The 14,879-nt window shown below is 62.4% G+C and carries 9 protein-coding genes and 1 rRNA gene; all 10 read right to left on the reverse strand.

The annotated features are described in order from the left end of the window. Positions 1-101, reverse strand: a 16S ribosomal RNA gene (locus ACNA1V_RS02610); the annotation flags it as partial. Positions 102-1,172: 1,071 nt separating this feature from the next. Beyond that, positions 1,173-2,825, reverse strand: coding sequence for an AMP-binding protein (locus tag ACNA1V_RS02615; RefSeq protein ID WP_415832035.1), 1,653 nt, complete (start codon positions 2,823-2,825; stop codon positions 1,173-1,175). Positions 2,826-2,867: 42 nt separating this feature from the next. Continuing rightward, the gene (locus ACNA1V_RS02620; protein WP_415832036.1) at positions 2,868-3,425 is read right to left on the reverse strand and encodes a DUF4442 domain-containing protein; all 558 of its coding nucleotides are present in this window, start codon (positions 3,423-3,425) and stop codon (positions 2,868-2,870) included. Positions 3,426-3,427: 2 nt separating this feature from the next. Then, the gene (locus tag ACNA1V_RS02625) at positions 3,428-4,630 is read right to left on the reverse strand and encodes an acetyl-CoA C-acyltransferase (RefSeq protein ID WP_415832037.1); all 1,203 of its coding nucleotides are present in this window, start codon (positions 4,628-4,630) and stop codon (positions 3,428-3,430) included. A gap of 13 nt (positions 4,631-4,643) precedes the next feature. Continuing rightward, on the reverse strand, positions 4,644-7,043 hold the full coding sequence (locus tag ACNA1V_RS02630) for a 3-hydroxyacyl-CoA dehydrogenase/enoyl-CoA hydratase family protein (protein WP_415832038.1): 2,400 nt from the start codon (positions 7,041-7,043) through the stop codon (positions 4,644-4,646). A gap of 42 nt (positions 7,044-7,085) precedes the next feature. Next, entirely contained in the window at positions 7,086-8,366 is a 1,281-nt protein-coding gene (locus ACNA1V_RS02635; protein WP_415832220.1) for an OmpP1/FadL family transporter, read from the reverse strand. Between the two features lie 83 nt (positions 8,367-8,449). Then, positions 8,450-10,390, reverse strand: coding sequence for a 3-hydroxyacyl-CoA dehydrogenase NAD-binding domain-containing protein (locus ACNA1V_RS02640; protein ID WP_415832039.1), 1,941 nt, complete (start codon positions 10,388-10,390; stop codon positions 8,450-8,452). Continuing rightward, the gene (locus ACNA1V_RS02645; protein WP_415832040.1) at positions 10,387-11,709 is read right to left on the reverse strand and encodes an acetyl-CoA C-acetyltransferase; all 1,323 of its coding nucleotides are present in this window, start codon (positions 11,707-11,709) and stop codon (positions 10,387-10,389) included. The genes ACNA1V_RS02640 and ACNA1V_RS02645 overlap by 4 nt, the downstream gene beginning before the upstream one ends. After that, on the reverse strand, positions 11,706-14,090 hold the full coding sequence (locus tag ACNA1V_RS02650; protein ID WP_415832041.1) for an acyl-CoA dehydrogenase: 2,385 nt from the start codon (positions 14,088-14,090) through the stop codon (positions 11,706-11,708). Before ACNA1V_RS02650 ends, ACNA1V_RS02645 begins: the two co-directional genes overlap by 4 nt. A 29-nt stretch (positions 14,091-14,119) precedes the next feature. Next, positions 14,120-14,785, reverse strand: coding sequence for a TetR/AcrR family transcriptional regulator (locus tag ACNA1V_RS02655; protein ID WP_415832221.1), 666 nt, complete (start codon positions 14,783-14,785; stop codon positions 14,120-14,122). Between the last annotated feature and the right edge of the window lie 94 nt (positions 14,786-14,879).

Here is a 14,879-nt window from a genome sequence, read left to right on the forward strand (position 1 = left end):
ACTCGCCACCAAGGAGCAAGCTCCTCGTGCTGCCGTTCGACTTGCATGTGTAAAGCATCCCGCTAGCGTTCAATCTGAGCCAGGATCAAACTCTTCAGTTTAATCTCTGTTTTTTACATATNCCTTCCCGTTTCCGGGACGGAAATATGTCGCTTTGCTTTTCAAAGGAAGTGAGGTATTAAAACCTTACTTCTTTCGTAGGCACTTGATAATTTTGGCATTCCCATTGCTGGGATCGCACACTCATTCCAAGCGCCCACACTTATCGGCTGTTAAGTTGTTAAAGAGCAGTTACTGCAAATTCGGTACTGAACCACTAAACTTCCTACTGCATCGCTTTCGCGTTTCGCTGATTTGCATCAGCAGAGAAACGAGATTATGAAGCAGTTTTTCAGGTTTGTCAACTCAGTTTCGTTTGCCACTTAGCGGCTATCTGCTGAATCACTACTTGAAAAACGTCGCCTGGGTAAACCCACCAGACCTCGTTTCCGGTTACTTATCAGAACCACCCCCTTCGGGTTAACCCTGAGTTACTAAGCAACCGAGCTAGAAACTTTAACATGAAGTTTTGAAGCTTGTCAACACCTGCTGAACATCTTCTTCACTTCCCGCCGAATCCGCTTCCCGCACCGCCTGCCGTCCCTCGGGGATCAAACCGCAGCACCTGAAAACAAACTCCGTTTCCGGCCCCGTTGAACTTCGCTTCGCTTTCCGAAGAATTTGTTGCGTCGCTCAACAGAAAATGAAATATAGCACGCTTTTCATCGCCGTGTAAAACTTTTTGCAGAAAATCTTCGTTTGCCCAAAAAAAGCGGGAATCCGTCCGCGTCCAGACCTGCGAACCGACTCCCGCCAAACGTCGCCAACCTCTCCGTTGCCACATACGCATCTCTATATATAGCGCCTCTCTCTATATAGAGATGCGATGCAGGGCCTCCCCCCTATTGAGGCCGCCGCCCCAGCCTCGCTTCTTCCGACCCGCCAGCTTCCTCCCGGCTTCCCTATATATAGGGAGAGAGAATGCGATAGCGCGACTGCACGCTATGGAGAGCAGCGGCACGCAATCGCGCCCGCCGGCATGCCACGCGCGCTATCTGCTTGCCATTGCCCCTCGCCGCCAAAGCCCAACCCACCGTGCCAGGCTGGCGGCGCCAGCAAACGGCACGCAACGCTCAACGCAATTCGCGGCGCAGTATCTTGCCGACATTGGTACGCGGCAGATCTTCACGGAACTCGACATGGCGAGGAATTTTGTAGCCTGTCAGTTGCTGGCGGCAGAAGGCAATCAACGCTTCCGCTGTCAGCGCAGGGTCGCGCCGGATCACAAACAATTTGACCGCTTCGCCGGATCGCTCATCCGGCACCCCTACCGCCGCCACTTCGCGCACCCCCGGATGGGTCGCCACGACTTCTTCGATTTCATTCGGATAGACGTTGAAACCCGACACCAGGATGATGTCCTTCTTTCGATCGACCAAAAAGACAAACCCTCTGTCATCCACATAGCCGATGTCCCCGGTACGCAGAAAACCATCGGCATAGAAGGCCAGCGCGGTTTCCTCAGGCCGTTTCCAGTAGCCAGATGTCACCTGCGGCCCGCGCACGCAGATTTCCCCGGTTTCCCCGATGGCCAGCTCCTTGCCATCATCAGCGCGAATGCTCAGTTCCGTCGAAGGCAGCGGCAAGCCAATGGATCCTTCAACATGATGGCCATCCATGGGGTTGATGGTGACTGCCGGCGACGTTTCCGTCAGGCCATACGCCTGTACCAAAGGTGTACCGGTGATTTCCTTCCAGCGTTCCGCCACCACGCGCTGCACCGCCATGCCGCCCCCCAATGTCAGCCGCAGCTGGGAAAAGTCCAGCTTGGCGAACTCAGGGTGATTGAGCAAGGCATTGAAGAGCGTATTGACGCCCGTGAACGCCGTCATGCCCGAATCCCTCATGGTTTTGATCAGGCCGGGAATATCCCGCGCATCTGTCACCAGGACATTGCGTGCGCCGATTTTCATAAAGATCAGGCAGTTCGCCGTCAGCGCAAAGATGTGGTACAGCGGCAAGGCCGTTACGATGCATTCCTTGCCCTCGCGCACTGAGGCGCGTATCCAGGCATGCGCCTGGCAGACGTTCGCCACCAGGTTGCCGTGCGACAACATGGCGCTCTTCGCCACGCCCGTCGTGCCACCGGTGTATTGCAGAAAGGCCAGATCGGAGGCTGTCAGCGATGGCGGGTCGAAACGTCGCGCTGCGCCTTGCGCCAGCGCATCACGCAACCATACCGCCCCCGGCAAAGACCACGGCGGCACGCCTTTCTTCACCCGGCGCACCACAAAGTTGACCAGCATGCGCTTGAAGCCACCCAGCAGATCGCCGACTGCGGTCACCACGACCTGCTTGAGATGGCTGCGATCTTTGACATGCTCCAGCACATGCGCAAAGTTCTCGGCGATCACGATCGCCTTGGCCTGGGAATCCACCAACTGATATTCAAGTTCGCGCGGCTTGTAGAGCGGATTGCAGTTCACCATCACGCAGCCGGCGCGCAGAATGCCGAACAGGCACACCGGATACTGCAGCAGATTGGGCATCATCAACGCAACGGCATCGCCCTTGCCCAGCCCCTTGCTTTGCAGCCAACCGGCGAAGGCACGGCTTTGGCGATCCAGCTCCGCATAGGTCATTTCCTTGCCCAGCGAAACATAGGCCACCTGCTTGGCATAGCGTTTGCAGCTGGTTTCGAACAGATGGATCAGCGAATCGTATTCTGTGGTGTCCACTACGGGGGGAACGCCTTCCGGGTACTGCTCTAGCCAGATTTTCTCCACGACTGTCTCCTTAGTCCGCCTGCGGCTCCCCATGGAACCTCATCATTTTGTTCTTTCTACGGCCTCGCCGGTGGCCGCTGTCTTGCCTGCCAATTCTTTTTCGCGCTTTTTTTCGGCATAGTGCGCCCGGGTGGCGATATACAGCGTGCGCTCTACGGTCGCATACGCGGTTCCCTGGGCATCGACCAGGTCCACGCTATAGACCCGCACGGTTTCCCCACCCGCATCGAGCGCCTGCCGGATGTCGGCCACTTCTTCGTCCGTGATGCGGAACTCGGCGTACAGCACCTGATAGGCCGGCCGCCGAAAACGGATGGCCGCCTGTTTATCCCAGATGATGACGTCGCGCCCCAAGCGCAAAGTCAGCAGCAGCGGATGCGGCCCATCCGTAATGCCGAACAGTGAGCCGCCATAAATGGAGCCCAGCATATTGCGCGTGCGCCGATGCCAGGGCAGACGCACGCGCATGCAGGACAGGTCCGGCGCAACATGCACCACCCGCCCCCCCATGCCCCGGAACCCCGGATGCAGGTTGAACCCCAGCCGCACCGCAGGGGCGCGCCAGGCATGGGGCAGGCGGCTCAACAAGTCCAGCGACATGTTCAAAGCGCCTCGAATACGCCTGCGGCGCCCATGCCGGTCCCGATGCACATGGTCACCATGCCGTACTTCCCGCCAGTACGCCGCAGGCCGTGCGTCAATGTCGCCGTGCGAATCGCGCCCGTCGCGCCCAGCGGATGCCCCAGCGCAATGGCGCCTCCCAATGGGTTGACCCGCTGCGGATCCAGGTGCAATTCGCGCATCACTGCCAGCGCTTGCGCCGCGAAGGCTTCATTCAGTTCGATCCAATCGAGCTGATCCTGGCTGATGCCTGCCTGCGCCAACGCACGGGGAATCGCTTCAATCGGGCCGATGCCCATGATTTCCGGCGGCACGCCCGCGACCGAATAGCCAGCAAAGCGGGCCAGCGGCCTCAGGTTGAGCGACTTCACCAGGCGTTCGGACATCAGTACCACAGCTGCGGCGCCATCAGACATCTGCGAGCTGTTACCCGCCGTCACCGACCCTCTTGCAGCAAATACCGTGCGCAGCCGCCCCAGCGCCTCAGCACTGCTGTCCGCGCGTGGACCTTCGTCCTGGCTCACAGTGCGACGGCTGATGCGCGGCTCGCCGGTGTGGCGGTCGCCCGGCCCATGGCTGACAATTTCGTAGGGCGTGATTTCCGCTGCAAACGCCCCTGCGGCCTGGGCCGCCACCGCGCGGCGATGCGACTCCAGCGCAAAGGCGTCCTGGTCTTCGCGCGACACCTTCCAGCGCTGCGCGACTTTTTCAGCCGTCAGGCCCATGCCATAGGCCATGCCCAGACGCTCATCCCCCTCGAAGATCGCCGGGTTGATGGCGATCTTGTTGCCCATCATCTGCGACATCAGGCTCATGGACTCCGCACCCGCCGCCACCATGATATCCGCCTCTCCCAGACGGATACGGCTGGCGGCATCCGCCACGGCCTGCAAGCCCGATGCGCAAAAGCGGTTGATCGTCAGCCCGGGCACCTGATTGGGCAAGCCGGCCAGCAGCAAACCCATGCGGGACAGGTTCATGCCCTGTTCCGCTTCCGGCATGGCGCAACCGGTAATCACATCGCCGATCTGCGCCGGGTCCAGCCCCGGCACCTGCGCCAGCGCTGCGCGCAGCGCGGCCGCCAGCAGATCATCGGGACGGGTACGTCCATACATGCCGCCACGCTTGCCGACCGGCAAACGGGTCGCAGCCACGATGTAGGCATCCTGTTTCTGCATACTCATGAATCTTCCTTGTTCAATTGCGCAACGGCTTACCGGTTTCCAGGGTGTGGCGAATACGCGCCAGCGTTTCGGGGGTGCGCAACAAAGCCATGAATTCGCGTCGCTCCACCGCCAGCAACCAGGCCTCATCCACCTTCACGCCGGTATCGACATCACCGCCACACAGGGCAACAGCCGCAGAATGCGCCACCTTGTAGTCATGCTGGCTGATCATGCCGCCTTCGAGCATATTGATCAGTTGCATATCGAAGTTGGCAATGCCACTACGGCCCGCCACCACGACCTGCCCCGGGCGCGCCGGGACCCGATGGCCGATATCCGCCATCGCACGCGCGCGGCGCACGGCCGTCCAGAGCAATTCGTCCGGATGGAAAATCACGGTATCGGTCGGCACGCCGAAGCCTGCCTCGATGGCCTGCAGCGCGCTCTTGGATACCTGGCCCATGGCGATATTGCGGAAAGCCGGCTGCAAGTATGGGAAGACTTCTGCCGGCGTCTCCGTCTGCGCCGCCAACCATGCGGCACGTACCGCAAAGGCCTTGCTGCCGCCGCCAGCCGGAATCAGGCCCACCCCTGCCTCCACCAGCCCGACATAGCTTTCCAGCGCGAATACCCGTGCCGTCGCATGCATGGCGAATTCGCAGCCGCCGCCCAGCGCCATGCCCTGCACTGCCGCCACCGTCGGCACCTGGGCATAGTGCAGCGACAGCGAAGCCTGCTGGAATTTGGCCACTGTCTGCTCCAGGCGCTCGAATTCGCCAGCCGCCGCCGAGTCGGCGACCTGCTTGAGGTTGGCCCCCACGGCAAACGGCGCTTCGTGCCAAAGCACCAGGGCGTCACTATGCTGTTCGGCATGGGCCACCGCCTGCAAGACGCCATCCAGGACTTCATCGCCAATGGTGTGCATCTTCGATTTGAACGACAGGATAGCAACACCCGCGTCCACTGCCGGCAAGCGCCACAGCCGTACGCCATCGTTTTCCCAGAGTATTTCCTGTGGCTGCGCTGCCGCAGGGTTCTGGCCGCCCAGGACACGCTCCGGGAATATCTGGCGGGCATATACCGGCAAGGAGGATGGCGCTTCGATCCGGTTGGTACGCGCCGAATAGGAACCCGCAGGCGTGTGCACGCCCTGGCGATCTGTCTCCTTGGCCCATGCCGGCAACGGTGCCGGCCCCATGGTTTCCTGCCGTGCAATATCCGCTTCGATCGCCGCCGCCGTTTCAGCCCAGCCTGCTGCCTGCCAGGTTTCCAAGGGCCCGAGCGACCAGCCAAAGCCCCAGCGCATGGCCAGGTCAAGATCACGCGCATTCGGTGCGATGCCCCCCAGGTGGAAGGCGCTGTAATGGAACGAGTCGCGCAGCACCGCCCACAGGAAACGCGCCTGCGGATGGCTGCTGGACCTCAAGGCACGCAGGCGCTCGGCCGGATCGCGTTGCTTGAGAATGGCAGCCACTTCATCGGCAACCTTGCCTGCGGCGGGGCGGTAGTCGCCCAGCGCAAGATCCAGCACCTGGATTTCGCGCCCGACTTTCCGATATACCCCGCGCCCGCTCTTCTGCCCCAGCGCGCCCTGCTCGATCAGGCCCTGCAACCAATCAGGCGCCTTGAAATGCTCATGCCAGGGGTCTTCCGTCGCGCCATCACGCAAGGTATTGATGACGTGCGCCAGCGTATCAAGGCCCACGACATCGGCCGTGCGGTAGGTCGCGCTCTTGGGCCGCCCGATCAGCGGCCCGGTCAGGGCATCGACCTCATCAAAGCCCAGCCCCAGCCGCACCGTATGATGCATGGCCGCCAGCAGCGAAAACACCCCTACGCGATTGGCGATGAAATCCGGCGTATCCAGGGCTCGGATCACCCCCTTGCCCATGCGCGACGTCAGCCAGGACTCCAGGTTATCCAGGACATCGGGACGCGTTTCGGGGATTGCCACCAACTCCACCAGCTTCATATAGCGCGGCGGGTTGAAGAAGTGCACGCCGCAAAAGCGCGAGCGCAGCGTCTCGGGCAACGCCAGCGCCAGCGACGCAATCGGCAGACCGGAGGTATTCGAGGCCAGAATGGCCTGCGGCCCGATATGGGGCGCCACACGCCGGTACAACTCGTTTTTCCAATCCAGCCGTTCGGCAATGGCTTCGATGACCAGATCGCAGCCGGACAATTGCTCCAGATGCTGGTCATAGTTGACTGGCGTGATATAGGCCAGGCTCGCTTGGCTGGCCAGCGGCGCCGGTTCCAGTTTCTTCAGCCCGGCCAGGGCCTTGAGCGCCACGCCGCTGGGATCGCCTTCCTTGGCCGTCAGGTCGTACAGCAGCACGGGAATGCCGGCATTGGCCAGGTGCGCGGCAATCTGCGCTCCCATCACCCCGGCGCCCAGCACTGCGGCGCGTTTGATATTGAACTTGCTCAAGCAACTCTCCTTAGTCATTCCGTGAATCGGATGGCCTCATCCTCAGAAGCGGGTCGAAACCTGCAAACCGATGATGTGGCCGCTGCTCTTGTAATCCCCCTCCACTCTGCCCTGAGCCAGGACATTGCCGTTGTCGATAGGCGTATCCTTCAAATGCAGATAGGTATAGCCCAGATCAACGGTGGTATTTGCACCGTGGCGGTATTGCACCCCGGTGGACAGCCACAGACGATTGTTGTCAGGCAGGGAGGTGGGGCGATATTCGGCGCTGCGCACCGGCGACTGGTCGATGGCCACGCCTACCTTCCAGGTCCATTTCTCATTCACATGGTAGTTGGCGCCCAATGCCGCGCGCCAGGTATCGCGAAAGCGCAGGTCCAGCGAGGTCGTGCGGTTGATGCTGCCACCACTTTCGATGTCGAGCCGGGGAATGCTGCTCCAGCCTGTCCAGGACACATCACCCAGCAGGGTCCAGCTGGGCGTCAGGTCATGCATGACGCTGAACACGACGGTATCGGGCAAATCGACGCTGGCGTGGGCACTGCCGCTACCCACCGGATTGCCGCGCAACTCGATATTGGTATCGCCCTTGGCCGAGTGTTTGATCTTGGAACGGTATGACAGGCCAATACGCGTGGACTGGGTCGGCTGGAAGATCACACCGACATTCCAGCCCCAGGCATCGCCGTGCATCTTGACCTTGGCATCCCCTTCCATATAGCCCACGCCCGGCACCGGCAGCACCTGGGCCAGACGATAGGTCGCGTCGATGCGTTGCCAGTTGGCGCCCACCCCGACCGAGAAGTAATCATTGACCTTATAGGCGACGGACGGATTGACGTTGATGGTACGAATGTCGAACTCTCGCGAGTGAAAACGACCAATCCAGTCATCGGCATATTCTGTTTTCAGACCGAACGGCGCACCCACCCCCACGCCGGCAAACCAGCGTTCATTGATCTGCCACGACATATAGGCATTGGGCACAAACCCCCAGCTGCCCGCGTCGCCGCCATTCGACCCGCCAGGTGTGCCGCCCAGCGCGAGCGGGCCACGGCTCAGGCCGTCGTCGCTGAATTTGAAAGAAGGCCGGATCGCCGTCACGCCACCCGAAACATTGAGCCCCGGCAGATACGTCATCCCTGCCGGATTGAAATAAATCGTACTGGCATTTTCCGCAATGGCGGCGGAACCGGCATAGGCATTGCCCAACCCGCTGGCGCTCTGTTCAAGCAGCTGGAATCCTGCGCCATGGCTGGCCGTGGCTACACCACTCAATACCGCCAAGGAAAAGACGCGCCCTGTCAGATTGCGTGTTTTCATCATTTGTCTCCTCGTGAATGGCAGACCTTCTCTGGGTCTGTCATATGGAACCGGCCAGGCCGGGACTTTTGCTGCCTCTTGCTTTATTCTGGGACTGAAGACATTCCGTGATGCTGCAACGGCCCCCCCGTAAACGGGGCATAGCCGGTTCCAAAAATCATGCCCGCATCCGCCAGTTCGGCATCTGCGACCACGCCCGCACTGAGCTGCCGCTGGGCAGCCTGCGCCAAGGTCTGCGCCAGCGCCGCGGCCAGGCCTTCCGGCACGCTGCCGGCCTTCGGCTTGACCGCCTTGCCGGCGCGCCATTGATAAAACCCCGCTCCGTTTTTCCGGCCCAGCTTGCCGCTTTCTATCCGCTGCAGCAGGCAACGCGGCGGCTCGGCATCCGGGGCCAACTGACGCCCCGCCGCCAGGGCCACATCCAGGCCCACCGTATCAATCAGTTCGATCGGCCCCATGGGCATGCCAAAAGCCGTCATGGCAGCATCAATGCTGGCTGGGCTGACACCCTCATCGACGTAGCGCATGGCCGCCAGCATGTAAGGCGCCAATGCCGCATTGACCAGAAACCCGGGGGCACTGCGAACCGGCAGCGGCAACTTGCCGATCTGGCCGACAAACCCGCAGGCCCGCGCTGCCGCCTGCTGATGCAGGGCGTCTCCGTCGCGGGTGCTGACGACCTCCACCAACGGCATGCGCGCCACCGGATTGAAGAAGTGGATGCCCACCAGCCGCTGGGGCTGCTGCAAGACCGTGCGCAACGCTTCCAGCGGGAGGCTGGAGGTATTGGTTGCCAGCAGCGCATCCGGCTTCATGCGGGCTTCCAGTTGCCGATACAGCCCCTGTTTGGCCTCCAGGTTCTCGCTGATGGCCTCGATCACCAGATCGGCCTGGGCCACGCCATGACCGGCCACATCCGGAATCAGACGATCCAGTGCCGCCTGTTCGCGGCGTCTATCCTTCAGCTTGCGCCGATACAGCTTGCCGGCCCGTGCCAGCACCGGGGCAATCTGCGCCAGGTTCTGATCCTGCAGGGTCACACGCATGCCTTGCAAGGCGCACCAGACGGCAATATCCCCGCCCATCACCCCGGCACCGACCACATGCACATGCCGTACCGGCGCCAGGCCCGCCGTTTTGCCATAGGCCTTCAGGCGCTCCTGCAGATGAAAGACACGCAACAGATTGCGCGCCGTCTGCGAGGACAGGATGGCATCTATCAGCGCCGGCACCTTCAGCGGATTGCCCTCATGATGCGACCAGAGATCCAGGATGGCCCGTGGCGCCGGATAATGGCCCAGCGGATCCTTGCTGGCCAACTGGCGTGCCACCTGCCGCCGTACCAGCGCCTTGAATGGCCAGGCGCCCAGCCAGCTGCGCCAGCCACGCACGCGCGCCGCCGGCTTGCCTGAGAGCACCCACTGGCGCGCGGCCGCCTGAGCCACCCGTGCGGGCACGCAGGCATCCACCAGGCCCAGGCTGGCAGCGCGCCGCGGATTGAGGCGGCGGCCTGTCAGCATCATGTCGAGAGCCACCTGCGCGCCGACCAGCCGCGGCAAACGCTTGATGCCACCCCAGCCCGGCACGATGCCCAGCATGACTTCCGGCAAGCCCAGCCCGGTGCCCGGGTCGTCTATCACGATGCGATAGCGGCAGGCCATGGCCAGCTCCAACCCACCACCCAGGCAATGCCCTTGTATCAAGGCCAGAGTCGGATAGCGCACTGCAGCCAGCCGTTCAAACAGATTCCAGCCCCGCGCCACCAGCGCCTGCGCGGCGCCTGCGTCGTCCAGCCGGGAAAACTCATCAATATCCGCTCCCACCACGAAGCCGGTGTCCTTGCCCGAACGGATGATCAGGCCGGCCGGCACATTCTGTTCCAGCACATCCAGCACCGTCCCCAGTTCCGCCATGACGTCCGCTGCCAGGGCGTTGACCGCGCTGCCCTGCCGATCCAGCGTCAGCCAGACCAGGTTCTGCCCGTCGCGTGTCAGCGACCAGTGCTGCAAAGTGTTTTCCATCATGCTGCCTCCTGCTGCACGGCCTGATTGCTATTGCCTGCGCCCATCGCTTCCACCAGCATCGCGCCGCCCTGGCCCCCGCCTATGCAGATGGACGCCATCCCGCGGCGCAAACCACGCGCATGCAGGGCTTGCAACAGGTGCAGCACAATACGCGCCCCCGAGGCGCCTACCGGGTGGCCCAGCGCAATGGCGCCGCCATCCACATTCAGGCGCTTGTCGTCCAGGGCCCCCCAGGGCTCCGTCCCCAGCTGGGTCCGGCAATACTCTTCGTCCTGCCAGGCCGCCAGGCAACCCAGCACCTGCGCCGCGAATGCCTCATTGATTTCCCAGAGATCCGGGCCATTCAAATCCATTTGCTGACGCTGCAGAATAGGCGTGGCGGCATGTACCGGGCCCAATCCCATGCAAGCCGGATCCAGGCCGGCCCACTCACGGTCCAGAATCCGCCCCAGTGGCTCCAGCCCCCACTTCTCGACAGCACGCTCGGAAGCCAGCAACAGTACGGTCGCACCATCAGTCACCTGAGAACTGTTGCCCGCCGTGATGTTGCCGCCCAGGCGGTCGAACACCGGGCGCAAACGCGCCAGGCGCTCCAGCGTGGAATCGGCGCGTACGCCATCATCCTCGGTATAGCTTTGCCCCTGCGTATCCACCAGCGGCGCCATTTCGGCCTGGAAGGCGCCGGCCTCGCGGGCGGCCAGCGCGCGCTGGTGGCTGCGCGCCGAATAGCTGTCCATTTCCGTGCGGGTGATACCGAACCGCATGGCAATATTCTCGGCTGTCTGTCCCATGGACAAACCCACCACCGGATCGGTCAGCCCTTTGAGCAAACCAATCACCGGCTTGAAAAACCCTGGCCGGAACTGCCCCAGCAAACGCAGTTTCTGCCCGGTGGAACGGGCCGCCATCCAACGCGCCAGCCAGCGCGTCATGTCATCGGAAAACAGCAGCGGCGCACGCGACAGGGCATCGACGCCCCCGGCCAGGATCAAATCGGCCCGCCCCGCTTCGATATTGGTCATGGCGGAATCCAGCGCCTGCATGCCCGATGCGCAGTTGCGCATGACCGTCCAGCCCGGCACTTTTGGGCCGCAGCCCAGGCGCAGCGCAATCACGCGCCCGATATTGACCTCATCAGGCGAAGGCGCCGCGCAGCCGATCACGACTTCATCCAGATCCGTCGGCGCAAAAGGCTGGCGCAACAACAATTCCCGCCCGGCCTGCACGGCCAGATCCGCCGCGCTGAACGGGCCAGGCCCGGTACGCACCTTGAGGAATGGCGAACGTGCACCATCCACGACATAGACCGGATCGCTCATGCCTGCGCTCCCTGTTGTGCCACTTCCTGTTGCACCGCTACTTGCGGAACCGCTTTCTGTTGCACCGCTTCCTGCGCCATGACATCAAAGGGGAAGTCGTCCACCTTGACCACGGCATCACGCAAGTCATCGCGCTTGCGCAGCAAGGTGTACTCCTCATCGCTCAAGGCGCCGGCGGCGCGTGCGGCTTCCGTCATATCGCGCACGTTGGCAAGCGGATTGCCCGCCAGCAAGCCACTCTTGTCGAGCTGCCGCAGCTTGAGCTGCGCGGCGTCAGCCGCCAAGGTCGCCACCAAGGCCTGCTCGATGGCTCCCACCGGCTCATCCGCGGATTGCGGCACGTAGCAGCCTTGGGTCAGGCGGTCGCGGGCCGCGCCCGGTTCAGTCAGCAAGCGGGCCACTTTCTGACCCAGCCTGTCGCTGGGCGCCGCAAACGGCCGGCCCCAGAAAAATACGGTGCGGCGCAGGCAGCCTGCCACGAAGCGGTTAGGGAAATTCTGCAGCAAGCCGTCCATGGCGGTTTGCGCGCGGAACAAGGCATCCTGCATGGCCCAATGCACCAGCGGCAGGTCTTCGGCCTGACGGCCTTCGTCCTCATAGCGCTTGAGCACGGCGCTGGCCAGGTACATCTGCGCCAGCACATCACCCAGCCGCGCCGACAAGCTTTCACGCCGCTTGAGGCTGCCACCGAGAATCAGCATGGACATATCGGACAACATGGCGAACGCGCTGGAAAGACGGCCAAGCTGCTGATAGTAGCGGCCCGTGGCCGCATCGGCCCGGCGCGGCTTGTCGGCCCAACGGCCTGCCGTGAAACTATGCCAGCCGCTGCGCACGACATTGCCGATGACAAAGCGGACATGGCCCCAGAAAGCACGGTCGAAATCCTGCAGAGCACGCCGCTTGTCGCTTTCCCGCACCGCCTGCATTTCAGCCAGGACATACGGATGGCAGCGCGTCGCGCCCTGGCCGAAGATGATCAGACTGCGGGTCAGGATGTTCGCGCCTTCGACTGTGATGCCGATGGGCACCTGCTGATAGGCGCGTCCCAGGAAGTTCGACGGCCCCAGGCAGATGCCCTTGCCACCGATCACATCCATCCCGTCATTAACGACCTGCCGGGCGCGTTCGGTCACGTGATATTTGACGATGCCGGAAGCCACCGACGGTTTTTCTCCCAGATCCACCGCTCCTGCCGTCATGGTGCGGGCAGCCTCGGCCACATAGGCATGGCCACCAATGCGCGCCAGGGCTTCCTCTACCCCTTCAAAGCGGCCGACCGGCACGCCGAACTGGCTGCGCACCCGCGCATAGCCACCCACGGCTCGTGCCGTCAGGCGCGCCATCCCGGCATTGGCGGAAGGCAGCGAAATCGAACGGCCCGCGGCCAGGCACTCCATCAGCATGCGCCAGCCCTGGCCGGCCATCTTCGGCCCGCCGATGATGAAATCCAGCGGCATGAACACATCCCGTCCGCGCGTCGGGCCATTCATGAACATGGCATTGAGCGGGAAGTGGCGCCTGCCGGTTTCGACACCCGGATGATTGGAGGGCACCAGCGCGCAGGTAATGCCGATATCCTTCTTGCCGCCCAGCAGGCCATCGGGGTCATACAGGCGGAAAGCCAGACCCAGAATGGTGCACACCGGCGCCAGGGTGATATACCGCTTATCCCAGGTCACACGCATGCCCAGCACTTCACGGCCCTGCCATTCTCCCTTGCAGACCACGCCATAGTCCGGAATGGCGGCCGCATCGGAGCCCGCCCACGGGCTGGTCAGCGCGAAGGCAGGAATTTCGTCGCCCGTCGCCAGGCGCGGCAAATAGTGATTCTTCTGTTCTTCCGTGCCGTAGTGCAGCAGCAACTCGGCTGGCCCCAGGGAATTGGGCACCATCACCGTCACCGCCAGCGCGGAGGAACGGGTAGATAATTTAGTAATGATTTCTGAGTGCGCATAGGCCGAAAAACCCAGGCCGCCATAATCGCGCGGGATGATCATGCCCAGAAAGCCGGCCTGCTTGATATAGGCCCAGGCTTCCGGCGACATATCCCCCTTGTGGTGGGAGACTTCCCAGTCATTGACCAGCTCGCAGGCCCGCTCGACCTGATGGTTCATGAAGTCCTGCTCTTCGGCCGTCAGCCGGGGACGGGGAAAAGCCAGCAGACGATTCCAGTCCGGACGGCCACGGAACAGGTCGCCTTCCCACCAGACCGTGCCGGCCTCCAGCGCATCGCGCTCGGTCTCGGACATTTGCGGCAGGATCTGCCGGAAGCGGTTCAGCAGCGGCCGGCTCAACAGGCTGCGACGTATGCCGGGCACACCCAGCAGAATGACGCCAAGCACGACCAGCGCCAGAACGATCCATCCAATGACTTGCATGATTATGTCTCCAGCTTCTGATTATTTTGTTAGGGCGACTGCAACGGCGCACGTAAACCGCCTAGCAGGAAACTCATGAGGCGCGGCAGCAGCTCGGCCTCCTCCTGAGTGGCATCCTGCGCATCTTCCTGCCAGCCCATGACCTCGCGCAGCTCCTTGGTGCCCGTCAAGGCGAACGATGCCGCGCCCAGCATGAACTGGAAACGCCACACGATTTCGTCATGCGGCACACCTGGCAAAGCCTTGAGCAAAGCCTGCTTGTAGCGCTCCAGTACATCGCTGTATTCCTGCGCAAACAGAATCCGGATAAAGGCCGTCGGCTCGGTCATGGAACGCTCCAGCAGCGGCCATATCCCGGCTTTGTCCTGCCGCGCCATGCGAATCAGGGTGCCGAAGAAAGCATCGACGATCTGGGAGGCCTTGACCGGCTGGCCGCTGGCGGCCGCCTGTTGTTCCAGCGCCTCCAATTGCTGCAAACGTGCCTGGTTCAAGGCCCCGAGGCGCCGCTTGAGTACGGCCTGCACCAGGCCTTCCTTGGAACCGAAGTGGTAATTGACGGCAGCCAGGTTCACGCCGGCCAGGGCGGTGATCTGGCGCATGGACGTCGCCTCATGCCCCTGCTGCGCGAACAGGGTTTCCGCTGCATCCAGCACCGCTTCGGGCGTGGGGACCGTCACACGGCCCATCTCGTTGATGACTGCTGACACCGTTCATTCACCTGTTTCAAACGTTTGTTTGAATTATGGCGATGCGCAAGATTCACAGCCATGCTGGTTTACCCTGCGTCGC

This window comes from Kerstersia similis (assembly GCF_965139615.1).
GTDB lineage: Bacteria > Pseudomonadota > Gammaproteobacteria > Burkholderiales > Burkholderiaceae_B > Kerstersia > Kerstersia similis.